Origin of the sequence: Micromonospora ferruginea (genome assembly GCF_013694245.2) — a bacterium.
GTDB classification, from domain to species: Bacteria; Actinomycetota; Actinomycetes; order Mycobacteriales; family Micromonosporaceae; genus Micromonospora; species Micromonospora robiginosa.
On sequence record NZ_CP059322.2, the window covers coordinates 2,891,342 to 2,915,093 of the forward strand.

The window sequence follows — 23,752 nt, forward strand, 5'->3', positions numbered from 1 at the left end:
GCGACGATGACGACCTCCGACCGCCGCGACCCCGACGTGCTGGTCATCGGCGCCGGCGTGGTCGGGCTGTGCTGCGCCTGGTTCCTGAGCCGCGCCGGGCACACCGTCACGGTGGTGGACCGGGGCGAGGTCGGCGACCCGGCGGCCTGCTCGGCCGGGAACACCGGTTTCGTCGGCACCCAGGGTTCGGCGCCGCTGGCCGAGCCCGGGGTGCCGGCGAAGGGGGTCCGCTGGCTGTTCAGCCCGGAGAGCCCGTTCTCGGTCAAGCCACGCCTGGACGGCGCGCTGCTGGCCTGGCTGTGGCACTTCCGCCGGCACTGCACCGAACGGCACGCGCGCGCCGGCTTCGAGACGCTGCTCGCGCTCAAGCAACGCAGCCTCGCGCTGCTGCGCGAGATCTGCGCCGCCGACGGGCTGGCCGGCACGCTCACCGAACGCGGCATGATCCTGGCCTGCCACACCGAGCAGGGGTACGCGCGGGCGCGCAGGACGATCCCGGCGGCGACCGCGCGCGGGGTGCCGCTGCGCGACCTGGACCGCGCCGAGCTGGCCCGGCTGGAGCCGGGGGTCGACTTCGCGGTGGCCGGCGCCCTGCTCAACGAGGAGGGCGCCGCGCTGCGCATCCCGGCGTTCCTGGTGGCCCTCGCCGACGCGTTGCGGGCCCGCGGCGTGGACATCGTCACCGGCGCCGAGGTACGCGACTTCGAGGTGACCGGCCGGCGGGTGCGCGCCGTGCGGACGGCCCGGGGCGACCTGCGCCCGGCCGAGGTGGTGATCGCCGCCGGGGTGTGGTCGACGGCCTGCGCCCGGATGCTCGGCGTGGGGTTGACGCTGCAACCGGCCAAGGGCTACACGGTCACCGTCCCGGCCGGCCCGGGCACGCCCACCCGGCCGGTGCTGCTCAGCGAGGGCAAGGTCGCGGTGATGCCGCTCGGTGACCGGGTCCGGATCGGCGGCACGCTGGAGCTGTCCGGCCTGGACGCCTCGGTGTCACCACGGCGGGTGGACGGGATCCTGCACACCGCCCGGCGCTACCTGCCGGCGCTGGAGACCGACCGGCGGTTGGACGTGTGGAGCGGCCTGCGTCCGTGCACGCCGGACAGCCTGCCGCTGATCGGCCGGGCCGGCGGCTTCGACAACGTCAGCGTGGCCACCGGCCACGGGCACATCGGGATGGGGTTGGCACCGGCCGGCGGGGAACTGCTGGCCCAGATCGTCAGCGGGACCGAGCCGGCGCTGCCGGCGCGGACGTTCGCCCTGGACCGCTTCCGGAGGGGGATCTGATGGACGACCGGCCGGAGATCGGGGTGCTCTGCCTCGACACCAGCTTCGACAAGATCCCCGGGCACATCCGCAACCCGGCGACGTTCGACTTCCCGGTGCGCTACCGGGTGGTCGAGGGCGCCACCCCGCAGCGGCTGGTGCGCGAGGCCGACCCGACGCTGCTGGAGCCGTTCGTCGCCGCCGCCCGCGACCTGCAGGCTGCCGGGGTCGCCGGCATCACCGGGGCGTGCGGTTTCCTGGTGCTGTTCCAGGCCGAGCTGGCCGCCGCGGTGGACGTGCCGCTGTGGTCGTCCAGCCTGCTCCAGGTGCCGATGGTGCACCGGATGGTCGGGCGCACCGTCGGGCTGCTGGTCGCCGACGAGGCGGCGCTGACCGCACGGCACCTGGCCGCGGTGGGCGCGGCGGACGTGCCGGTGGCGGTCACCGGGATGGCCGGGCAGCCGGAGTTCCGCGAAGTGATGCTCCAGGGGCGGCGCGACGCGCTCGACGTGGACCGGTTGGCCGCGGAGGTGGACGGCCGGGTGGACGCGCTCGCGCGGGCCCATCCGGACCTGGGCGCGCTGGTGATCGAGTGCACCGACCTGGTGCCGTTCGCCCACCGGATCCAGGCGCGGCTGCGGGTGCCGGTGTTCGACATCGTCACGCTGACCACGATGGCCCACGCGACGCTCACCCGACGGCCCTACGATCCGGCGAGGACCTCGCGGAGCCGGGCGGCGAACTCGGCCGGCTTGCCGGCGTAGCCGGCGTGCCCGCCGAGGAAGCCGCCGTGGTGGCTGGGGAACACCACCGCCTCCTGCCCGAGCAGCGCCGCCGTGCCCAGCGCGGTGCGCGCGGTGTAGGTGCCGGCGGACTCCTCGCCGACCGCGACCACGATGCGGGTCGGTGCGGCGGTGAGCCGGGCCGGGTCGGGTCGGTAGTCGGTGACCGCCCACGAGTTCTTCGACAGCAGCGGATCGTCGCGGGTGCCGTCGTCGTCGGCGGGCAGGCCGAACGCCGCCGGGTCGGCGGCCGGCCGGTCGAAGTAGGCGTCGGTGAACTCGCCCTGCCAGGACGTCATACCGATGAAGTCGGCCATGCCCGCGCCGGAGCCCCTGGCCCGGTAGGCGTCGTGGAAGCGGGCCCGGGCCCGCTCGGCGTGCGCCGCGTCGGGGAGCACCGCGTTGATCGGCGGCTCGTGCGCGACCAGCGTGACGACGTCGCCCGGGTGGGTGGCGACGAGCTCCAGCCCGGTGACCGCGCCGCCGCTGCTGCCGAAGACCTCGACCGGGCCCGCGCCGAGCGCCTCGATCAGCAGGTGCAGGTCGGCGGCCTGCTGCTGCGGGGTGTGGTCGGACCGGCCGTCGGTGCGCCGGCTGCGGCCCAGGCCGCGCGGGTCGTAGGTGACCACGGTGCGGTCGGCGACGAGCGCGGCGAGCGCGGCGAAACCCTCCGCCGTCATCGGCTGGCCGATCATGAGCAGCACCGGGCGGCCGTCGGACGGCGGGAGCGGGCCGCGCACGTCGTAGACCAGGTCGGCGCCGGGCACGGCGAGCGTGTGGGTCCGGGTCGTCGTCATGCCGCCGACCCTACGACCCGGATACGACATCCTCGGGGCGGGCGCGGCGGTCAGACCGGGGGGATGCCGGAGCGGCCGATGGCGGACATGTCGCCGCCGCCGATCTCGCTGGTCGCGGTCGGCGCCGGCGGGGCGGTGGCCTCGGTGCGGTCCTCGATGCAGGCGTCGCCCAGCCCGTGCATCAGCTCGCCGATGGCGGCCAGCGCGGACCCCTTGTCCGGGCAGGGCCGGCCGGTGGCGAGCACCTGCCCGTCGCCGCCCAGCACGGTGAACCCCACCCGGCCGTCGGTCTCGCTCTCGATGACGAACTTCACCGCGCTCCTCCCGCCGATTCAGACGCCGTGGGACTGCAACCACAGCTCCAGCAGGCCCAGTTGCCACAGCTTGTTGCTGCCGGCGGCCGCCTGTGCCCGGTCCGGCTCGGCGAGCAGCTCGTCGACGTACGCGCGGCGGAACAGGCCGCGCCGGCGTGCCTCGGGCGCGCCCAGGGCCTCCACCACCAACTCTCGCACGGGCCCGTCGACGTTGCGCAGCGCCGGCACCGGGAAGTAGCCCTTGGGCCGGTCGATCACCTCGGCCGGCAGCACCTCGCGGGCCACCTCCTTGAGCACGCCCTTGCCGCCCTGGGCCAGCTTGTGCTCGGGCGGGCAGGCGGCGGCCAGCATCACCAGGTCCTGGTCGAGGAAGGGCGTGCGCACCTCCAGCCCCCAGGCCATGCTCATGCTGTCCACCCGCTTGACCGGGTCGTCGGGGAGCATCAGGTGGGTGTCGAGGCGCAGCACCGCGTCCACCGCGGTCTGAGCGCCCGGCGCGGCCAGGTCGGCGGCGACCAGATCGCCGCTGACGTCGGCGTCGCAGGCGTACGCCGGGTCGACCACCCGGTTCAGCCCGGCGTGGTCCCGGTCGAAGAACGCGGCGGTGAACTCGGCGGCGGCGTCGGCGCGGGCCGCCTCGGCGAGGCGGTGGTGGTAGCCGTAGCCGGCGAAGACCTCGTCCGCTCCCTGCCCGGACTGGGCCACCTTCACGTGCCGGGCGACCTGCTCGCTGAGCAGGTGGAACGCCACCACGTCGTGGCTGCCCATCGGCTCGGTCATGGCCGCCACGGTGGCGCGTACCGCCGGGCCGAGGTCGCCGTCGGCGAGACGGATGCGGTGGTGGTCGGTGTCGAACGCGCGGGCCACCAGGTCGGAGTAGTGGAACTCGTCGCCGGCCTCGTCGCCGCGGCTGTCGAAGCCGATGCTGAACGTCTGCAGGTGGTGCTGCCCGGCCCCGTCGAGCAGGGCCACGATCATGCTGGAGTCGAGGCCGCCGGAGAGCAACACCCCGACCGGCACGTCGGCGACCAGCCGCCGGCGGACCGCGGTGCGCAGCGCGTCGCCGATCGCGGCCCGCCAGTCGTGGGCGTCCATGCCGTCGTGGGCCGGGTCGCGCCGGTACTCGGGCCGCCAGTAGACGTGCTCGCGGGTCCGCCCGTCGGCCTCCACCACCCGGACGGTGGCCGGGGGCAGCTTGCGTATCCCGCGCAGGACGGTGCGCGGCGCCGGCACGATCGAGTGCCAGGACAGGTAGTGGTGCAGCGCCACCGGGTCGATGCCGGTGTCCACGTCGCCGGCCGCGAGCAGCGCCGGGAGCGTGGAGGCGAACCGCAGCCGGCCGGGGGTCTCGGCGAGGTAGAGCGGCTTGACGCCCAACCGGTCGCGGGCCAGCACGAGCCGGCGCCGCCGCCGGTCCACCAGCGCGACGGCGAACATGCCGACCAGGTGGTCGACGAACCGTTCACCCCACTGGGCGTACGCGACCAGGACGACCTCGGTGTCACTGGTGGACCGGAAGGTGTGCCCGAGGGCCCGCAGCTCGTCGCGCAGCTCGGGATAGTTGTAGACGCAACCGTTGAAGACCAGGGCCAGGCCGAGGTCGTCGCGGGCCATCGGCTGACCGCCGGCCTCGGAGAGGTCGATGACGGTCAGCCGGCGGTGCCCGAGCGTCACCCAGCCGTCGCTCCACCGGCCCTCGCCGTCCGGGCCGCGGGAGCGCATGGCCTCGGTCATCCGGTCGACCGCGTCGGCGTCCGGGGTCGCCCCGTCGAAGCGGGCCTCACCGCTGATCCCGCACATGTCGGCGACTACCCGGCGTGTGACGGAGGAAACCCGGGATGGGCGGTTGGCGAGCCGCGAACGGCGAGCCGTCGTACGGTGGCCGTACGGGCCACGTCCCCGGGCGGTCCGGCCACGGGACGTGGCCGGAGATCAACAACGCCTGCCAGGAGGACGTGTGTTCGCCAATCCCGAGGAACTCCTGCGTTACCTCAAGAACGAGGACGTGAAGTTCGTCGACGTACGTTTCTGTGACCTGCCCGGCGTGATGCAGCACTTCAACCTGCCGGTCGAGTCCTTCGACGACAGCGTCTTCACCGACGGCCTCGCGTTCGACGGCTCGTCGATCCGCGGTTTCCAGTCGATCCACGAGTCGGACATGCTGCTGCTGCCGGACGTGGCCACCGCCTTCGTGGACCCGTTCCGGAAGCAGAAGACCGTCGCGCTGAACTTCTTCGTGCACGACCCGTTCACCCGCGAGGCCTACTCCCGGGATCCGCGCAACGTGGCGAAGAAGGCGGAGGCGTACCTGGAGGCGAGCGGCATCGCGGACACCGCCTACTTCGGCGCCGAGGCGGAGTTCTACATCTTCGACTCGATCCGGCACGAGACGTCGGCGCACCAGTCGTTCTACTACATCGACTCGATCGAGGGCGCCTGGAACACCGGCCGGGTCGAGGAGGGCGGCAACCGCGGTTACAAGACCGCCTACAAGGGCGGCTACTTCCCGGTGCCGCCGGTCGACCACTACGCCGACCTGCGCGACAACATGGTCCGCCGGATGGTCGACGCCGGCTTCACGGTCGAGCGCTCGCACCACGAGGTGGGCACCGGCGGGCAGTCGGAGATCAACTACCGGTTCTCCACCCTGCTGCACTCGGCCGACCAGCTCCAGCTCTTCAAGTACCTGATCAAGAACGAGGCGTGGGCCAACGGCAAGACCGCCACGTTCATGCCCAAGCCCTTGTTCGGTGACAACGGCTCCGGCATGCACACGCACCAGAGCCTGTGGCTGAACGGCGAGCCGCTGTTCTACGACGAGACCGGCTACGCCGGCCTGTCCGATACCGCCCGCTGGTACATCGGCGGCCTGCTGCACCACGCGCCGTCGCTGCTCGCCTTCACCAACCCGACCGTCAACTCGTACCGGCGGCTCGTGCCCGGCTTCGAGGCGCCGGTCAACCTGGTCTACTCCCAGCGCAACCGCTCCGCGTGCACCCGCATCCCGGTCACCGGCAGCAACCCCAAGGCCAAGCGCGTCGAGTTCCGCGTTCCCGACCCGTCGGCAAACGTCTACCTCGCCTTCTCCGCCATGCTCATGGCCGGGCTCGACGGCATCAAGAGCAAGATCGAGCCCCCCGCCCCGATCGACAAGGACCTCTACGACCTCCCGCCGGAGGAGTGGGGCGACGTCAAGCAGGTCCCCGGCTCGCTGTCGCACGCGCTGGAGGCGCTCCAGGCCGACCACGACTACCTGCTCGACGGCGGCGTCTTCACCGACGACCTGATCTCCACCTGGATCGACTGGAAGAACGCCAACGAGGTCGACCCGGTGCGCCTGCGGCCCACGCCGCACGAGTTCGCCATGTACTACGACTGCTGACGCCGCGGCATCCGTCCACCACCGCCCCCGCCGGTCGCCCGCGGGGGCGGTGGTAGACGCAAAACGGCAGCTCGGAGGTCGTCGGCCTCGTACCGTCAGGGCATGACCCCGCCGAACGACGACGCGCCGAACGGACCCGTGCGACGCGGAGGTCGTCGGTGAGGCCGCGGCCCGCCACCGCCACCTCCACCCCGGCGACCCCCACCACCCTCACCCTCGGGGTGGAGGAGGAGTTCCTGCTGCTCGACCCGGTGACCGGGGAGAGCATGCCGGTCGCCGACCGGGTCCGCGACGCGCTGTCCGGGACCGCCCGCGAGCAGAGCCGGCAGGAGTTCCGGCACAGCATGGTGGAGATGGTCACCCCGGTCAGCCCGGACCTCGCGGCGTTGCGGGAGCACCTCGTCGCGCTGCGCCGCGCCGCCGCCCGCGCCGCCGACGCCGTCGGGGCGCGGCTCGTCGCGGTCGGCGCCACCCCGGTCTGCGAGGCCCACCGCACCGTCCCCGACGAACAGCGCTACCACGACATGTCCCGCCGGTTCGGGCCGGTGGCGCACGACCCGGCCGTCTGCGGCTGCCACGTCCACGTCGGCGTGCCCGACCGGGAACTCGCCGTGCAGGTCTGCAACCACCTGCGGCCGTGGCTGCCGGTGGTGCAGGCGCTCACCACGAACTCCCCGCTGCACGACGGCCGGGACACCGGGCACGCGAGCTGGCGCTCCATGCAGTTGGAACGCTGGCCGAGCATCGGCCCCACGCCGCACTTCGACTCCGCCGCCGACTACGACGCCACGGTGCGCGACCTGATCACCGCCGGGATCATGCTCGACGCGGCGATGGTCTACTGGTACGCCCGTCCGTCGGCGGCCTACCCGACCGTGGAGGTCCGGGTCGGCGACGTCTGCCCCACCGTCGACGACACCGTCCTCGTCGCCGGGCTGGTCCGGGCGCTCGTCGCCACCATGATCGACGAGATCCACGCCGGCGTGCCCGCCCCCCGCATCCGCGACTGCCTGGTCGCCGCCGCGCACTGGCGGGCCGCCCACGACGGGGTCGACGGCGACCTGGTCGACCTGCGCAGCGGACGGCCCCGGCCGGCGTGGGACCTCGTCGACGACCTGATCGTCGCCGTCGCGCCCGCGCTGCGCCGCCACGGCGACCTGGACCTGGTGCTGCGCGAGGTGGACCGGCTGCGCCGCACCGGCACCGGCGCCACCCGGCAACGCCAACTCATGGCCGACACCGGCGGCGACGTCCGCGCCGTGCTCGCGCACCTGGCCGCGCAGACCGTCGCGGCCTGAGCGGGCCGGCCCGGTGCCGTCAGCGCAGACCGGCGAACAGGTCGTCCTCCGGTGTCGGCGCGCCGGTGCTGTCGCGGACCCGGACGAACGTCTCCATCCCCATCAGCTCGGTGAACCGCTCCTGCCCCAGGCGCAGGAAGAAGATGTTCTCCGCCTGGCTGGCGTGCGCCGCCAGGGAGGCGAACTTCTGCCCGCCGTGCGCCCGGGTGTCCACCCAGGTGGTGATCTCGTCGTCCGGCAGGCCCAGCGCCGGCATCTCGTCGGCCGCGTCCGGCTCGGGGAACTCCACCCCGATCTCCTGCATGACCTTGCCGAACTCCTGGAACGCGCTCTGCGGCACGGTGGTCCAGTAGACCTTCGCCGGGATGCCGGTGCGCTCGACCGCGGCCATCGTGATGCGGTGCGCCTGGATGTGGTCCGGGTGGCCGTAGAAGCCGTTCTCGTCGTAGGTGACCACCACGTCGGGGCGGTGCCGCCGGATCAGCTCGGCCAGCCGGTCGGCCGCCTCGTCCACCGGCGTGTTCCAGAACGCGCCGGGCGCGTCGTTGGTCGCCCAGCCCATCATCCCGGAGTCGGCGTAGTCGAGCGTCTCCAGGTGGGTGACCTTCAACGCCTCGCAACTGGCCGCCAGCTCCGCCTGGCGCATCGCCACCACGGCCTGCGGGTCGTGCCCGTCGTCGCCCGGCTTGACGCCGCCGGGCCCGTCGCCGCACCGGCCGTCGGTGCACGTCACGAGCACCGTCGTGACGCCCTCCGCCGCATAGCGGGCGAGGATGCCGCCGGTGCTCGTCGCCTCGTCGTCGGGGTGCGCGTGCACCGCCATCAGGGTCAGGGATCGCTCTGCCACCCCGTCACCATACGAGCATCCCCCGACGCACTAGCATTGCCCGGTCCGCAGACGGCGACGGAAGCGAGGCACGATGGGTTGGCTCCGGCGGTTGCTGGGCGGCGGCGGTGGGGTCGAACTGGACCCGGGACGCCAGCAGGAGCTGCTGCGCGACGTCCGGCACTCCTACGGCGCGCACGCCCGGATCCGGTTCCCCGAGCAGGTCGACGCGATCAGCCGGCTGCTGTCCGACGACGACGGTCTGGTGGTGGCCGCCGGGATCGTCTGCGAGGCCGCCGAGGAGGCCCACGCCGACCTCCAGTTCCAGGCCCAGGAGGTCTACCGGCGCACCGGCCGGCGGCTGCTGGTGCACCGCCGCAACTACCGGCCCCTGTGGAAGGAGGCCGGACCCTCGTTGCGCTGGCCGTTGGGCGCGCTGCCCAGCGGGCTGCACCCGTACGCGCAGGTGACCGCCGCCGCCACCGTGGTCGGTGGCCGGGCGAAGCGCCTGGACCGGGTGACCGACCCGCAGCCGTTCGTGGTCCGCCTGTTCGAGGTGCTCGACCTCACCACCGCCGGCTGGGAGTTCGGCCGGGTGCGGGTGGACACCGACAGCACCACCCTGGTCGAGCGGCTGACCCACACCGCCGCGCAGGTCCTCGCCGCGATGGACGACCCGCCCCGGTTGCCGCCGGCGGTGCGGGAGATGATGCGCCGCAACCACAGCATCGACGTGTACGACCCGGCCGGCCCCCGGGTGGTCGGCCGGATCAACCTGGGCGCGCGGCTGCGCGAGACGCTGCTGGCCTGACCGCCGGCGCATCGTCCACGGCGCGACGCGCCCCGGGGACGACCGGGGCGCGTCGCGTTCCGTTCAGGACGTGGCGCAGGTGAGGTTCGTCGGCGGGTTGTTGGCGCCGGTCACCGAGCCGATGAAGCCGAACGTGGTGGACGCGCCGGCGGCCAGCGCGCCGTTGTAGTCGGCGTTGCGCACCGTCACGTTCGCGCCGCTCTGGGTGTGGGTGCCGCCCCAGATCTGGTTGACGACCTGCCCGTTGGGGAACGTCCAGGACACCGTCCAGCCGCGGATCGCGGTCGCGCCGGCGGTGACGGTGACCTCGGCCTGGAAGCCGCCCGACCACGAGCCGGTCACCGTGTACGTCGCCCGGGCGCCCGAGGGGGCGGGCGTGCTGGTGGTCGGCGTCGGGGTCGGTGACGTGCTCGTCGTGGGGGTGGGTGTGGGGGTGGCGGTCAGGGTCGGTGACGGCGTCACGCCGGGCCGGGCCGCCCGGTAGGTGTGCCCGGCGCGCACGGTGAGCTGGACGACGTCGGCCTCCGGCCGGGTGGTGGTCGGGGTGCTGCCGTCGGTGGTGTCGACGAGCGCGAAGGCGCCGGTGAAGAGCCGGGACCGTACCCGGAGCGTGCCGTCGCGGTCGGCGCGGACCGCGACCTCGTCGACCTGGCCGTCGCTCCAGGACAGACCGACGGTGTATCCCCCGCGACCACGCAGGCCCGCGACCCGCCCGGTGGGCCACGCGCTCGGCAGCGCGGGCAGCACGTTCAGCTCACCGGCGTGGCTGTGCAGCAGCATCTCGGCGATGCCGGAGGTGGCGCCGAAGTTGCCGTCGATCTGGAACGGCGGGTGCAGGTCGAACATGTTCGGCGCGAGCCGGTCGGTCCGCACCAGGTCGCGCAGGAGCTTGTGGGCGCGGTCGCCGTCCTCCAACCGGGCCCAGAAGTTGATTTTCCAGGCCAGCGACCAGCCGGTGCCGTCGTCGCCGCGCAGCTCCAGCGTCTTGCGGGCGGCCTCGTACAGCGCCGGGGTACCCCGCCTGGTGATCTGGTTGCTGGGGTGCAGGCCGTAGAGGTGCGAGACGTGCCGGTGCGTCCGCTCGGTCTCGACCCAGTCGGCGAGCCACTCCTGCACGTTGCCCCGGGAGCCGACCCGGCTCGGGGGCAGCCGGTCCCGGGCGGTACGCACCTGGGACCGGAACGTGGTGTCGACGCCGAGGACCTCGCCGGCCCGGGCCGCGGCGTCGAACAGGTCCCGCAGGATCTGGTTGTCCATGGTGGGTCCGGCGCAGACGCTGGCGTTCGCGTGGTGCGACAGCTCCGGCGAGTTCGACGGGTTCGTCACCAGATAGTTGAGCGTCGGATGGACGACCAGGGTGTCGAGGAAGAACTGGGCGGCGCCCTTGAGGGCCGGGTAGTTGGCCTGGAGGAAGCCGAGGTCGCCGGTGAACTGGTAGTGGTCCCAGATCAGCGTGCTCAGCCAGGCGCCACCGGTCTGCCACATGCCCCACAGGGCCCCGTCGACGACCGACGCGCCCCGCCACGCGTCGGTGTTGTGGTGGGTGACCCAACCGCCGGCGCCGTACTGCGCCTGGGCCACCCGCGCGCCGGTCACCGTCAGGTCCTTGACCAGGTCGAAGACCGGCAGGAAGCACTCGGACAGGTTCGTGGTGTCGGCCGGCCAGTAGTTCATCGGCAGGTTGGCGTTGATCGTGTACTTCGAGTCCCAGGACGGGGTCAGCGAGTCGTTCCAGATGCCCTGGAGGTTCGCCGGTTGGGTCCCGGGCCGCGACGACGAGATCAGCAGGTAGCGCCCGAATTGGAACAGCAGCGCGGCGAACTGCGGGTCGTTCACGCTCGCGTGTTGCGCGATCCGCACGTCGGTCGTCTGGTCGGCCGCGGCCGTGCGGCCCAGGTCGATCGTCACCCGGTTGAACAGGGCCTGGTAGTCGGCGACGTGGCGGCTGCGCAACTGGTCGACGGCGACGCTCCGGGCGGCGTCGAGCCGGTTGCGGGCGACGCCCTGGTAGTCGCCGTTGACGGTGCGGTAGTTGACGTAGCTGGACCCGATCGAGATCAGGACGGTCACGCTGGTGGCGCCGGACACCCGCAGGGTGCCGCCGGAGCTGCTGACCGTGCCGCCGGTCGCGGCGGCGTTGGCCAGCGCGAGGAACCGCACCGAGCCGTTGACCCCCTCCTGGTCGCCGGAGACACCGTCGAGCCCGATGGTGGCCGAGTCCGGGCTCGACACGGTCGTCCGTTGCGGGCTGTCGAAGGTGGCGGAGAAGGTGATCGAGTTGGCCCGGTCGGCGGTCAACCGGACCACGATCACCTGGTCGGGCGCGCTGGCGAACACCTCACGTTGGTGCCGCACCCCGTTGAGGACGTACGTCGTGGTCGCCGTGGCGGTGGTCAGGTCGAGGGCCCGGACGTACTGGGTGGCCCCGCCGGCCGAGCCGAAGGCGAGCCGGAGGTTGCCCACGGTCTGGTAGGCGAGCTGGCCGCCGGGGGTGCCCATCATGGTCTGGTTGATCAGGTCCTGCGCCGAGGTCCACTGGTCGGCGAAGACCCGGCGTCGGATCTCGGCCAGGTTGGCCGCGCCCCGGGTGTTCGCCGAGTCGTAGGGGCCGCCGGCCCAGACCGTGTCCTCGTTGAGCTGGAGCCGTTCGGTGTCGACGGCGCCGAACACCATCGCGCCGAGCCGCCCGTTGCCGATCGGCAGCGCGCGGAGCCAGTCGGTGCCGGCCGGCTCGTCGTACCAGAGCGCCAGGTCGTTCGCGGCCAGCACCTGCGGCGGCGCCACGGAGCCGGCGCGGGCGGTCGCGCTCCAGGCGGCCGGCACCATCGCGGCGCCGGCCCCGACCGCGCCGGCCTTGAGGACGTTTCTTCGGGTCACGTCGGACATGACTTTCTCCTGGTCCGTCTGATCAGACGCGGGTGCAGGTCAGGGACGGTGTGGTCGCCGAGCCGTTGGCGGTGAAGCCGAACGTGGTGGACGCGCCCGCCGCCAGGCTGCCGTTCCAGGCCTCGTTGGAGACGTTCTGGGTGCTGCCGGAGGGCGCGTTGCGTCCGCCCCAGAGCTGGGTGATGCTCTGCCCGCCGGCCAGCGTCCAACTGACCCGCCATCCGCCGATGGCGGCGGCGCCGGCGGTCACCGTGACCTCGCCCTGGAAGCCGCCCGGCCACTCGGTGGCGGTCCGGTAGGTGGCGGCGCAGCCGCCGGGAACCGGCGTGGTCGGCGAGGTCGTGGGCGACGGAGTCGGCGAGACGGTGGGCGACGGGGTCGGCGTGGTGCCGGCGAACTGGGTGAAGAACTTCCACACCTCGGCCGGGACCCAGGTCCGCGTGCCGCTGTCGCCGCCGGCGCCGTCCTGCGGCGCGGCGATATGACCGCCGTCGAACGCCGCCCACACCACCGGGTAGCCGGACCGGCAGCCGGAGTAGCTGTAGACCGTGTGGGTCAGGCTGCCGGATCTGGGCTCCGGCGGGCTCGCCGCGGTGCAGCCGTTGGTGGCGACGAAGCGGTCCCGCAGCGCACGTCCGCTGGCGATGTTGTCACCGATGCCGTGCACCCCGAGGTACGCGATCGGCTGGGTGCCGCCGCTGCATCCGCTGAGCGTGCCGGGTGAGGACTGCACCGCGACCGCGCGGAACACGTTCGGCCGGGCGCAGGCCAGGGCGTAGCTCATGCCGCCGCCGTAGCTGAAGCCGACGGAGAACCGCTGCGTCGTGTCGACGCACAGGTCGCCCTCGATCCGCCGGAGCATGTCGTCGACGAACGTGACGTCCTGGCCGCCGGAGTTGGCCCAGCCGTTGTCGAGGCCCTGCGGCGCCACGAAGATCGTGCTGTTGTTCGACAGCCGCAGCAGGCCGTAGTAGGACCACACGTCGCGCTGCACGGTCTGGCCGGTCGCCACGTCGACCGCGGTGCCGCCCCACCAGTGGAACCCGAAGACGAGCCGGTACTGGCGGTTGCGGTCGTAGGAGTCGGGCAGCTTCAGGATGAAGCTGCGGTTCTTGCCGCTGCTGGTGATGGTGTAGGTGCCGTTGCCCAGGGTGGGGGCCTTGCCGCAGCCGGCCGTCGCGGCCGCCGCGCCGACGTCCGCGGCCCGGGCGCTGCCGGCGAGCCCGCCGCCGACCACGGCGGCGCCCATGCCCAGGGCCAGCAGGATCGCGGCCGCGACCGACCCGAATCTCGTTGCGTGTCTCGACATCAGGTGACTCCTCAGGGGGTGATGCGGAAGGTGGCGTCCTGCCGGTCGCTCGCGCCGGAGGCCGAGCTGAGCGGGTCGATGCGCAGCAGGTAGTTGGCGTGGCGCAGGTAGCGGTCCGGGAAGTTGTAGGACCGGAACGACGTCCACGCGCCGTCGGCCAGGCCGGCGGTGCGGTGGAAGGTGGCGTCCGCGCGGAACGTCGCCGACCCGTCGTTCGGGTCGAGGCGGATGGCGTAGTTGTAGTGCCGCAGGAAGTTGCCCGGCCGGTTCACCGACTCGAACGACACGGCGGTGGAGTCGGCCAGGCCGGCCACCATCCGCCACATCTGGTCCTGGTAGGGGTCGAACGGGTAGGCGTCGAGGCGGCCGACGCCGTTGCTGTGCCGCACCACGGAGTCGGGCAGGTTCGACGACTTGAGCCGGACCCAGTTCGGGGTGCCCCACCGGGAGACCATCGCGGTGTACTCGGCGTCGCTGATCCCGACGACGGAGCCGTGCTTGGCGTTCAGCGGCGGGGTGTAGTCGCGCTGGTTGAGCGCGGTCCACGAGTTGCCGCCAATGCTGGCGGTGGACCAGATGTAGTAGTCGGCGTTGACCGGGCTGAAAGAGTCGCCCCACAGCCGCCAGCCGCTGCCCTCGTTGTTCTTGACCAGCAGCGGCGCCTCGATCGCGTTGCCCTGCCGCAGGCCGCTGGTGTAGGTGGTGAAGCTGTTCGGCGCGCCGGTCGAGGAGCGGGCGCCGTACAGCAGGCCGGTGGAGAGGTTCTTGTAGTAGAGGTAGGTGGTGCCGCCGTCGACCACGACGTCGCCGTCGAGCACGCCGAAGCCGGGGCTGAAGAACACCTGCTGCGGGCCGACGGTGACGAAGTCGCTGGTGTAGTTGACCATCAGCACGTCGCCGCCGCTGTTGCAGGAGTAGACGATGCCGTACTGGCCGCGGTTGGCGTCCCAGAACGCCGTCGGCGCCCAGGTGTGCGAGGCGGGCAAGGTGTGCATCCGGATCCGGCGGTAGCCGGTGAGGTTGGTCAGGTCCCGGGAGTCCCACACGTGCAGGTACTGGCTGTTCAGGCCGAAGTTGGTGCCCTTGAGATCGGTGGCCAGGATGACGAACGTGCCGTCCTGCTTGCGGAGCACGAAGGGGTCCCGCAGGCCCAGTTGCCCCTGTGTCGGGGTGACCACCGGGTTGTTCTGGTTCAGCGGCGTCCAGTGGAGACCGTCCCGGCTCACCGCCAGGTGCAGGCCGTAGTCCGCGCCCTGGAAGTTCGGCGTCTCGGTGAAGTAGGCCATCGCGTAGGCGGTGTTGGCCGCCCAGGCGACGCCGGGCAGGCCGGTGACCGACGCTGCGGTGAGCGCGCCGGAGGCGGCCACGGCCTTGATGAGTGCTCGTCGACTGATCGCCACGAATCGGAACCCTTCTGCCGTCACGCCGGATCGCGTGAACTGGTCGGAGTGCGCGGTTGCTCGGGATGGACGGACGGCATGGGCCGGACCGTCGAGCGGCTTCTGGTGATCGGCGTCAACGATCGCTGTTAGCGCTAACAGGATGCTGCCCAGGCATCCATCCACACACGCCTCGCGACCTGCCGGCGCCCCGGGCTCCCGACCGCGCGCCACATCTGCCTATATGGACTCTCATGGATGGAACCGTCCAGCGTCAAGACATGGCGCGGAGGTTTCGCGAAAGTTCCTTCCGATCGCCGGTCAGCCGGCGGCACAGCCCGAAGCGCGAAATGTTATCGATAACCTTTCGCAGCCGGCCGAATCGGCCCGGACTCGCCCCCGCGCCGCCGGCCATAGACTTCCCTGGTGATCGAAGAAGGACCGCGTCCGCACCTGCGCAAACCACGGCGCGGCGACCTTCCCCTCGCGACGATCGCCGAACTCGCCGGGGTGTCCCCACCCACCGTCTCCAAGGTCCTCAACGGCCGGCGCGGGGTGGGCGAGCAGACCCGGCAGCGGGTCGAGGCGCTGCTGCGCGACCACGGCTACCGGCGGCGACAGAGCACCGGCGCGGCCCTCTGCGTCGAGGTGGTCTTCCACCAGATGCTCTCCTCGATCGCCATGCAGATCCTGCGCGGCGTCCAGGAGGTCGCCGGCGCCCACGACCACACCGTCGGCTTCACCGACGTGCACCGGCTCGTGTCGGCCGGGCTGCCCTGGGCGGACCAACTGCTGGCGCGGCAGCCGACCGCCGTCATCACCGTGCTCTCCCTGGTCACCGCCGAGGACGGCGAACGGTTCACGGCCGACGGGATACCGCTGGTCGCCATCGACCCGGTCGGCGACCTGTTCCCCACGCCCGCCGTCGGGTCCAACAACTGGAGCGGCGCGCTCGCCGCCACCCGGCACCTGCTCGACCTCGGCCACCGTCGCGTCGGCGTGCTCACCGGACCGGTCCGGGACCTGTCCGCGCGCGCCCGCTCCGACGGCTTCCGGGCCGCGCTGGACTACGCCGGCGTCCCGTTCGACCAGAGCCTCGAACGGCACGGCGTGTTCACCTTCGAGAGCGGCCGCGACCTCGCCACCCAGTTGCTCGCCCGGCCCGACCCGCCGACCGCCGTCGTCTGCGGCGACGACCTCCAGGCGATGGGCGTCTACGCGGCCGCCCGCGACGCCGGCCTGCGGATACCGGACGACCTCAGCGTGGTCGGCTTCGACGACGTCGAGCAGGCGGCCTGGCTGGCGCCGCCGCTGACCACGGTGCGGCAACCGTTCGCCGAGATCGGCGCCACCGCCGCCCGGCTCGCCCTGACCATGGCCGACGGCCACGCCCCGGCCCAGGAGCGCTACGAACTCGGCACCACGCTCGTCGTGCGGGGCAGCACCGCGCCGCCGTCATCGCGATGATGCCCGGGCGGTCCCGCCCCCGCCGGCCGCGTCCCCGACCCGAACGCCTGGCCCACCCGCGCCGCCACGGAGCGCCTCCGCGCTCCCCCGCCGGGCCCGACCCGGCGGGCCGAGCGGGGCGCCGGCGCCACCGGCCGACCTACCCGGGTGACGTGCAGGATCCGCTCCGGCGCGACGTCCAGCGACGCGCCGATCGCGTCGCGGGTGGCGCCGACGTCGACGAGCTGACTCAACGGGTGCGCGGCCAGGCCGGCCGCGTGCAGGGTCAGCCACATCCGCATGAGCACCCGCCCGAACTCGACCTGCCCGGCCGCGTCCAGGTCGGGCGGCGCGACCAGCGCCAGCACCGTGCCGCCGCGCGCGAGCGGGTCGTCGCCGGCGGCGAGCAGGCGGGGCAGCCCCAACGGGCGCAGCACCGGATAGGCGGCCAGCGCCGCCCGCAGCCCGGCGGCCGCCGGGCGGGACAACCCGAGGCACCGGTCGCTGAGCCCGTCCGACCGGTACTCCGGCCGCGCCGGGTCCAGGCGCAACCAGCGCCGCAGCTCGGCGGTGACCGCCGGGTCCGCGTACACCCGGCGGTCGGCGACGCGGCGCAGCGCGCCGAGCCGCCCGGCCGGGACGACGTGCACCGCGCCGCCGGCCTGCCGGGCCACCTCGTCGACGGCGGTCAGCAACCCGGCGTCCGGGCCGTCGGTGAACCGGCCCCGGTGGGTACGCCGGTCCGCCACGTCGCCGGCGTGGAACGGCGTCCGGTACGGCTGCCGCGCCGGGCGCAGCCGGCCCACCCGATGCTCCGCGTCGTCGTGGTCGGCGACCCAGTCCAGTCGCAGTCCCGCGTCGGCGGCCACGATCAGGCAGGTCTCCACGAACGCGCCGAGGGACAGCCGCAGGTCCCGCCCGGTCGGGTCGCCGGCCGGCAGCGCGTCCGCCGGGTCCCAGCCGACGGTGATCGCCCAGCGCTCGTAGCGCAGCCGCCACGGCTGGGTGTTGTGCGCGCTCGGGGCCCGCCAGCACAGCGGCTCCAATGCGCGGAACGCGGCGAGGTCCATGTCAGCGCTCCTTGGCGTAGAAGGTGTAGCCGTGCAGCGGCCGGCCGCCGAGCCGGCGGTACGGCGCGGCCGACGCCGGGTTGTCCCGCCCGACGTAGGTGCTGCGCAGCGTGGTGTAGCCGCCGGCGTGCAGGTTGCGGTGCAGGTGCGCGGCGAGCAGCCGCTGGTAGCCGCGGCCCTGGAACTCCGGCCGCACGCCCTTGATGATCAGCACCGCCTCGCGGCGGTGGCGGCGACGGGTCGCCAGCAGCCGCACCTGGTTGACCGGGTTCAGGTCGCCGCGCACCCGGACCAGGAACTCGCTGATGTCCGGCACGCAGAGCACGAACGCGACCGGTCGCCCATCCCGGGTCAGGTAGAGCAGCAGTGACTCGTCCAGCAGGTACGCCAACCCGTCGGTCTGCCGGCGCAACTGCGCCGCCGAGATCGGGGTGTAGTAGCCGAGCTGGGCGAACGAGTCGTTGAGCATCCCGCGCAGCAGGTCGAGCTGCTCGTCGAGGCGCCGCACGTTCCCCCGGTGCAGTTCCAGCCGCGCGCCGTCGGGCTGCGCGCCGAGCGCCGGCGCCGGACCGACCGGGGGCGGCACCGGGCAGATCCAGGTGTCCGAGACGAACCGCCGGGCGAACCCGTACGCCTCGTAGGCGGCCGGGTAGCGCGGCGGGTTCCAGGCGCTGTCCACGAAACCCCGGTCGGCGTAGCCGTCGGTGATCACGCCGCCGGCCTGGTTGGGCAGCAGCGCCACCGGCCCGAACAGCAGCTCCCGGTCGGCGGCGGCGTGCGCGTCGATCGCGTCGAACAGCGCCGGGCCGGCCGGCGCGGTGAACTCGGTGAGCCCGAACAACTGGCACCGGCGGCCCACCTTCGCGTCGAGGTCCGCGTCGGTGTGCAGTGTGGTCCGCCCGACCACCGCGCCGGTGGCGTCGCGCAGCACGTACATCGGCACGCCCTCGCCCCACCAGCGGCGGATCTGCTGCCGGGGCGTCGGCACGAAGCGCGGCTCGTCGGCGTAGAGCCGGTCGGTGAACGCGAGGAACTGGGTCAGCGCGCGCCGGCCGGTGACCCGCTCGAACCGGTGCCCGCTCACCGACGCACCGCCGGCCCGGCCGTCTCCACGCCCAGCGGGGTGAACTCCTCGATGTGGCCCATCGCGCCGTCCTCGGCCCGCCACGCCCCGTTGGAGTAGCCGTCCGGGTCGGCGCTGTAGAGCCGGATGAACCCGGCCGTCGCGTTGCGGTTGCCGTCGGTCAGCCACGCCATCAACTTGCGGTGGTGCCGGGTCCGGGCGAAGCGCAGCATCGCGTCCCGGTCGGCGAAGAACGCGATCGTGCCCAACGTCAGCGGGAACTGCCAGTAGACGGTGTGCCAGCGGTAGCCGGACATCCGGCGCATGTCCCGCACCATCCGGAACCAGTCGGGGGCCAGTCGCAGCAGCACCAGCGGGTTCGCGTACCGGGTGCCGCCGATGAACATCGCGCCCGCGCGGGCCTGCGCCGGGGCCAGGGAGAAATCTCGGGTACGCATGGGTCACCTCACCAGGTAGGCGTTCTTGATCTTCTGCGGGCCGGCGAACGGGCCGGTGCCCGGGTCGTGCAACTCCACCCGCAGGTCACCGGCGGTCGGGTCCTCCACCAGGGACTGCGCGAAGTCCCGCGAGACCGAGGTGAGGTGTCGGCGCACCCCGTCGCGGCAGGCGGTGGCGAGCGCCGCGCGGTCCGCGGCGGCCAGCGGGCCGCGCAGCTCGACGTGGATCACCGGCCGGGTCTCCAGCGCCTCGTCCTCGACCAGCGCCAGGCAGAACCGGCTGATCGCGGCGGCGTGCGGGTTGCCGCTGTAGAGGCCGTACTCGACGTCCTGCGGATAGAGGTTCGCGCCCAGGTAGGACACCGTGGAGTCACGCCGGCCGAACAGCAGCAGCACCGGCAGCGTCATCCGCTCGTCGGCCACCGCGGTGCGGAACTCGGCCGCGCGCACCGGGTCGTCCGCGGCCAGCTCGGCGATCCGCCGGTACGGCACCAGCACCGCCTCGTCGCCGACGTTGTAGCGCAGCCGGGGTTGCAGCACGTCCGGGCTGCCCACGGTGCAGACCAGCTCCCGCCGCTCGTTGGTTTCCAACCAGGTCGCGAACGGGTTGTACTGGAACACCATCGGCAGCCGCTGCTCACCGGCGCCGAGCAGTTCCGCGCGCAGCGCGGCGTCGGTGCGCAGCCGCCGCCGCAGCCACACCGTGAACCGGGTCTCCGCGCCGATGCCGATGGTCAGGTCCGACGCCCCGTACGCCGAGCGCACCCGGACGAACCGCTGCTCCAGGTAGTCGCGCAGCGCCTCGGTCATCCCCTCGCCGCCGCAGCTACCGAAGATGCGGTAGCGCGACCAGGGGAAGTCCTCGGCGTCCAGCCGGTCCCGCAGGTGCTTGAGGAACGGCGGGTACGCGGTGACGAGGTAGTCGAAGTCCGGCCCGAACTCGCGCAACGTGTCGATGATCTTGCCGAGGTCCGGGCCGGTGTTCTTCACCACCGCGATCCGGGCCATCGCCGCGCCGGTCGTGGTCCCGGTCGCCCAGGCACCCATCGAGTAGGCGTTGATCACGAACGGCCGACGCATCGGGAACGCCAGGCCGGTGTAGCCGACGATGTCCCGGTGCACCGCCCGCAGCTCCCGCTCGCCGCGCGGCCAGTTGAACGGCCGGCCGGACGAACCGGCCGACTCGTCCACCACCACCCCGCGCTCCGGCAGCCGCCCCCGCCAGCACCGCGCGGCGGCGTCGTGGCCCACCACGTACCCGAGCTTGTCGGTCTCCGGGAAGTCCCGCAGCCGGCGGCGGACGCCCACCGGGCGGGCCCGCAGGAACGATCGGTAGGCCGGCACCCGCCGGGCCGCACGGACGCACACCGACCGCGCGTTCGCCTCGGCCAGCCGGTCCAGGACCGGGTGATGCCGCCGGGCCAGCCACCGCCACCCGGCCGGATGCCGGCCGACCAGCCGGACCAGCGCGGCCACCGTGCGCCCGGCGGCCTCCTCCCCCGGCAACGACATCTCGACGGTACGCAGGGCGGCGGGTCGGTGCAGTGTCTCGGCCATGACAAGGATCCTGCCGACGCGGCGGCGCCGGCACCTGAGCCGTGGGACGGGAATCGGGCTGAGTACGGGTACCCAGCGGCGGCTACGGCGACGGGAGCAGCGGCCGGCGCGGGCCGTCGTCGACGCCGCCCGGCATCCGCCGGGCCACGCCGGCCAACAGGTCGGCGACCTGCACCCGTGGGTCGTCGCGGGAGTCGGTCATCACCAGCCCGGCCAGCGGCGACTCCCCCGCCGGCAGTCCGCCGCCCTCGGCCAGCGCCCGCTGGAGGCGGCGCAACCGGTCGGCGGTGAGCGCGCTCTGCTCGTCGTGCGTCACCAGCACCCGCCGCCGGCCGCCGCTCCAGAACAGGACGGTCTCGGCCAGCGCCGGCAGCAGCGGTTCCAGCGGCGGCGGGATCGACCGGTCCTCGGCGTACAGCCGGGCCTGCACGTCGGCCACCCGGGACCGGTCGAGCGCGTGGAGCACCGCGTCGGCCGGGGCGTGGCGCAGCAGCGCGTCGCGCGCCGCGAAGAACCGGTCGACGCTGCCGTCGCCGGAGCGGTCCCGCCGCTTGGTCCGCAGCATCTCCACGAACGCCGCCAGGAAGGCGTCCCCGTCCGGACCGGCGGCGCGGCAGGCCCGGTGCAGCGCGAGCGCGTCGGCCCGGCGCGCCGGGGCCAGGCGGGTGCCGGCGGCGTAGGACGGCTCCTCCAGCAACAGGTCGACCACGCGGGTGACCAGGAAGAACTGCTTGTCGACCAGGTGCACGTGCGCCCGTGAGCGCAACTGGGCGAGGAACCACTCCCGCGCGTCGGCCGCCTCCGGCCGGCGGAGGAACTGCCGGGACTTGAACTCGTGCGCCGACCACGGGAAGCCGGAGCGCAGGGACGCGAGCAGCCGGGTGGCCTCCTCGACGGTCAGGTCGACGCTGGCGTGGCTGATCAGCGGGGTGGCCGGGTCGAGCAGGTTGGTGCCGGAGAACCCCGACTCGTCGCAGGCGATCTCCACGACGGCGCCGGTGGGCGCCTCCGTCGGCGGCAGGCCACCCTGTAGGGGCAGCCTCATGCCCGGTCCCGCGTCATCCGACCATGGTCGCCGACCCGCCGCGCCCCGGCCACCGGTTTGACCGACTCGGCCGGTCCGGTCGCCCACCCGCCGACCGGCGACGCTGAGTCACCATCGCGACACTCTTCTGGCGTGCCACCAGCGGCCCGGTGACACTTCGGCCATGACAGACGGCGAGCGTGAGCGCACGAACGAGCGCTTCGAGAAGGTGGCCGAGGAGACCTCCGAGACGGTGACCCACGCGGCCACCGTGCTGGAGGAGGAACTCGCGGCGGGGCTGGCCGGTGCCCGGCGGCTCGAGGAGAAGTTGAGCGAGAGCCGGCGGGTGGACCCGGAGGCGTTCGACGAACTCGTCGCGCGGGTCCGCACCGACGGGCACGCCCTGATCGACACCGTGGTCGGGCAGGTGAAGATGGCGGACGACCAGCGTGGCGAGGTCATCCGGCGGTACACGTCGGACGCGCACGACGCGCTGGACACCGTACTCAATCTCGCCCGGCTCGCGCCCGACGTGGCGAACGGGCTCGCGGACCGGCTGGCCCCGCCGGCACCGAGAAGCACGACGGACCGGTAGCCGCGCGATGGCGCCGACCACCGGGGTGGCCGGCGGGTCCGTGGCCGCCGTGCTGGAGCGTTACCGCGGGCTCGCCCTCGACGCGCTGCTCGACGACCTGCCCGACGGCGGGCCGCGCTACCTCTACGACCTGGTCGCGGAGTATCCGCGCCGGTGGGGCAAGGGGCTGCGGGCGGCGATGTGCCTCGCCACCTGCCGGGCGTTCGGCGGCGGGCAGGTCGTGGGGCTCAACGCCGCGGTGACCGTGGAGCTGTTCCACAACGCGTTCCTCATCCACGACGACATCCAGGACGAAAGCGAGCAGCGGCGGGGCGCCGCGACCCTGCACGCCGAGTACGGCGTCGGCGTGGCGCTGAACGTGGGCAACATGACGAACCTGCTGGCGCTGCGGCGGCTCGCCGCGAACCGGGCGGCGCTCGGCTCGGGGATCGCCTGGCGGCTGTTCACCGAGACCGAGCTGATGATGCGCCACTCGTTGGAGGGCCAGGCGATCGAGATCGGCTGGATCCGCGACAACGCGTGCGACCTGGACGCCGACGACTACTACCGGATGTGCCTGAAGAAGACCTCCTGGTACACCTGCATCTATCCGTGCCGGACCGGCATCCTCGTCGCCACCGGCCGGGAGAACGCGGTCGACGTGCTGGACCGCTACGGCTGGTACCTGGGCGCCGCGTTCCAGATCCAGGACGACGCGCTCAACCTGACCGGCGACTACGCCAGCTACGGGAAGGAGATCGCGGGCGACCTGTTCGAGGGCAAGCGGACGCTCATCCTGATCGACTTCCTGCGCCGATGCACCCCGGACGAACGCGACCGGGTGACGGCCTTCCTGGGCCGTACCCGCGCGGAGCGCACCGCCTCCGAGGTGCGCTGGCTGCACGGGCGCCTGCTCGCGTACGACTGCGTGGAGGCGGCGCGGGACAGCGCCCGGCAACTCGCGCGGGCCGCGCGACGCGCGGGAGAACAGGCGCTGGGCGCCGCGGCGGACACCGAAGACGGCCGCTTCCTGCTCGACCTGACCGACTACGTGGTGGAGCGCAACCGCTAGTCCTCGACCCAGCCGTGCTGCCGGGCCATCGCGACCAGCGCCCGCCGGGCCTGGACGATCTGCGCGCCGGTCATGGTGGGCACGTTCGCCAGCAGCAGCTCGGTGAACGAGGCCTCGAACTGCCCGACGGTCAGCACGTCGAACTCGTCGTCGGCCACCGGCGAGGACGCGGCGCGCGCCGGCACGGCCTGACTCGCCGTGCCCAGCGACACCGGCGGCGCGTCCAGCGTCACGCTCGCGACCTTGAGACCACGGTCAGACTGCACGACCTCGTAGCTCACCTTCATCCCGACGGCGACCGTGTGCCGCTGGTCGCCGAAGTCGTTCGCGTGCACGAACACGTCGTCACCGCCGCGTGCCGGCGCGATGAACCCGTAACCGCGAACGTCGTCGAAACGAACGATCGTGCCTCTTTCCACCACAACCACCCCACCACCCGAA

The 23,752-nt window shown here is 73.2% G+C and carries 21 protein-coding genes; 8 read left to right on the forward strand and 13 right to left on the reverse strand.

Features of this window, described 5'->3' with window-relative positions:
- Positions 1-6 precede the first annotated feature (6 nt).
- Positions 7-1,284, forward strand: coding sequence for an NAD(P)/FAD-dependent oxidoreductase (locus H1D33_RS12265; protein WP_181567943.1), 1,278 nt, complete (start codon positions 7-9; stop codon positions 1,282-1,284).
- Positions 1,284-2,027, forward strand: a complete 744-nt coding sequence (locus tag H1D33_RS12270) for an aspartate/glutamate racemase family protein (protein WP_181567942.1) — start codon at positions 1,284-1,286, stop codon at positions 2,025-2,027. The genes H1D33_RS12265 and H1D33_RS12270 overlap by 1 nt, the downstream gene beginning before the upstream one ends.
- On the opposite strand, the gene H1D33_RS12275 is transcribed toward H1D33_RS12270, so the two are convergent.
- Genes H1D33_RS12275 through H1D33_RS12285 form a run of 3 tightly spaced genes read right to left on the reverse strand, consistent with a single transcriptional unit; the run spans position 1,967 to position 4,956 of the window.
- The gene (locus H1D33_RS12275) at positions 1,967-2,842 is read right to left on the reverse strand and encodes an alpha/beta fold hydrolase (protein ID WP_181567941.1); all 876 of its coding nucleotides are present in this window, start codon (positions 2,840-2,842) and stop codon (positions 1,967-1,969) included. The genes H1D33_RS12270 and H1D33_RS12275 overlap by 61 nt on opposite strands.
- A gap of 50 nt (positions 2,843-2,892) precedes the next feature.
- Entirely contained in the window at positions 2,893-3,156 is a 264-nt protein-coding gene (locus H1D33_RS12280) for a YegP family protein (RefSeq protein ID WP_181567940.1), read from the reverse strand.
- A gap of 18 nt (positions 3,157-3,174) precedes the next feature.
- Positions 3,175-4,956, reverse strand: coding sequence for an N-acetylglutaminylglutamine amidotransferase (locus tag H1D33_RS12285; RefSeq protein WP_181567939.1), 1,782 nt, complete (start codon positions 4,954-4,956; stop codon positions 3,175-3,177).
- A 157-nt stretch (positions 4,957-5,113) separates the two neighbouring features.
- Between H1D33_RS12285 and glnA the strand changes: the two genes are divergently transcribed.
- Complete coding sequence (gene glnA, locus H1D33_RS12290; protein ID WP_181567938.1) at positions 5,114-6,538, forward strand: type I glutamate--ammonia ligase; 1,425 nt, start codon at positions 5,114-5,116, stop codon at positions 6,536-6,538.
- Between the two features lie 158 nt (positions 6,539-6,696).
- Entirely contained in the window at positions 6,697-7,836 is a 1,140-nt protein-coding gene (locus H1D33_RS12295; RefSeq protein WP_181567937.1) for a carboxylate-amine ligase, read from the forward strand.
- Positions 7,837-7,855: 19 nt separating this feature from the next.
- Here the strand turns inward: H1D33_RS12295 and H1D33_RS12300 are convergent, their stop codons facing one another.
- The gene (locus H1D33_RS12300; protein WP_181567936.1) at positions 7,856-8,683 is read right to left on the reverse strand and encodes a PIG-L family deacetylase; all 828 of its coding nucleotides are present in this window, start codon (positions 8,681-8,683) and stop codon (positions 7,856-7,858) included.
- Positions 8,684-8,756: 73 nt separating this feature from the next.
- Between H1D33_RS12300 and H1D33_RS12305 the strand changes: the two genes are divergently transcribed.
- On the forward strand, positions 8,757-9,473 hold the full coding sequence (locus tag H1D33_RS12305; protein WP_181567935.1) for a hypothetical protein: 717 nt from the start codon (positions 8,757-8,759) through the stop codon (positions 9,471-9,473).
- A 63-nt stretch (positions 9,474-9,536) separates the two neighbouring features.
- Here H1D33_RS12305 and H1D33_RS12310 read toward each other — a convergent pair whose 3' ends face one another.
- Genes H1D33_RS12310 through H1D33_RS12320 form a run of 3 tightly spaced genes read right to left on the reverse strand, consistent with a single transcriptional unit; the run spans position 9,537 to position 15,068 of the window.
- Complete coding sequence (locus H1D33_RS12310) at positions 9,537-12,359, reverse strand: glycosyl hydrolase family 95 catalytic domain-containing protein (protein WP_307755400.1); 2,823 nt, start codon at positions 12,357-12,359, stop codon at positions 9,537-9,539.
- 22 nt (positions 12,360-12,381) lie between these two features.
- Positions 12,382-13,668 carry a CE1 family esterase gene (locus tag H1D33_RS12315; protein WP_181567933.1) on the reverse strand — a complete coding sequence of 429 codons (1,287 nt, stop codon included), beginning with the start codon at positions 13,666-13,668 and terminating at the stop codon, positions 12,382-12,384.
- 11 nt (positions 13,669-13,679) lie between these two features.
- On the reverse strand, positions 13,680-15,068 hold the full coding sequence (locus H1D33_RS12320) for a glycoside hydrolase family 43 protein (protein WP_181567932.1): 1,389 nt from the start codon (positions 15,066-15,068) through the stop codon (positions 13,680-13,682).
- Between the two features lie 405 nt (positions 15,069-15,473).
- Between H1D33_RS12320 and H1D33_RS12325 the strand changes: the two genes are divergently transcribed.
- On the forward strand, positions 15,474-16,514 hold the full coding sequence (locus tag H1D33_RS12325; RefSeq protein WP_181567931.1) for a LacI family DNA-binding transcriptional regulator: 1,041 nt from the start codon (positions 15,474-15,476) through the stop codon (positions 16,512-16,514).
- On the opposite strand, the gene H1D33_RS12330 is transcribed toward H1D33_RS12325, so the two are convergent.
- The 5 genes from H1D33_RS12330 to H1D33_RS12350 all read right to left on the reverse strand — a co-directional run bounded on the left by H1D33_RS12330 (position 16,454) and on the right by H1D33_RS12350 (position 21,686).
- Positions 16,454-17,563 carry a nitroreductase family protein gene (locus H1D33_RS12330; RefSeq protein WP_307755401.1) on the reverse strand — a complete coding sequence of 370 codons (1,110 nt, stop codon included), beginning with the start codon at positions 17,561-17,563 and terminating at the stop codon, positions 16,454-16,456. The genes H1D33_RS12325 and H1D33_RS12330 overlap by 61 nt on opposite strands.
- Position 17,564: 1 nt before the next feature.
- Positions 17,565-18,647 carry a GNAT family N-acetyltransferase gene (locus H1D33_RS12335; protein WP_181567930.1) on the reverse strand — a complete coding sequence of 361 codons (1,083 nt, stop codon included), beginning with the start codon at positions 18,645-18,647 and terminating at the stop codon, positions 17,565-17,567.
- A complete protein-coding gene (locus H1D33_RS12340; protein WP_181567929.1) occupies positions 18,644-19,084 on the reverse strand; it encodes a DUF4188 domain-containing protein in 441 nt (146 codons plus the stop codon). Before H1D33_RS12340 ends, H1D33_RS12335 begins: the two co-directional genes overlap by 4 nt.
- 3 nt (positions 19,085-19,087) lie before the next feature.
- Positions 19,088-20,641, reverse strand: coding sequence for a phenylacetate--CoA ligase family protein (locus H1D33_RS12345; RefSeq protein WP_181567928.1), 1,554 nt, complete (start codon positions 20,639-20,641; stop codon positions 19,088-19,090).
- An 82-nt stretch (positions 20,642-20,723) separates the two neighbouring features.
- Positions 20,724-21,686, reverse strand: coding sequence for a hypothetical protein (locus tag H1D33_RS12350; RefSeq protein WP_181567927.1), 963 nt, complete (start codon positions 21,684-21,686; stop codon positions 20,724-20,726).
- 163 nt (positions 21,687-21,849) lie between these two features.
- Between H1D33_RS12350 and H1D33_RS12355 the strand changes: the two genes are divergently transcribed.
- On the forward strand, positions 21,850-22,260 hold the full coding sequence (locus H1D33_RS12355) for a hypothetical protein (RefSeq protein ID WP_181567926.1): 411 nt from the start codon (positions 21,850-21,852) through the stop codon (positions 22,258-22,260).
- A 7-nt stretch (positions 22,261-22,267) separates the two neighbouring features.
- Positions 22,268-23,311 carry a polyprenyl synthetase family protein gene (locus H1D33_RS12360; RefSeq protein WP_181567925.1) on the forward strand — a complete coding sequence of 348 codons (1,044 nt, stop codon included), beginning with the start codon at positions 22,268-22,270 and terminating at the stop codon, positions 23,309-23,311.
- Here H1D33_RS12360 and H1D33_RS12365 read toward each other — a convergent pair.
- Positions 23,308-23,733 carry a cold-shock protein gene (locus H1D33_RS12365; protein WP_414685538.1) on the reverse strand — a complete coding sequence of 142 codons (426 nt, stop codon included), beginning with the start codon at positions 23,731-23,733 and terminating at the stop codon, positions 23,308-23,310. The two genes, H1D33_RS12360 and H1D33_RS12365, sit on opposite strands and share 4 nt — an antisense overlap.
- Positions 23,734-23,752 lie beyond the last annotated feature (19 nt).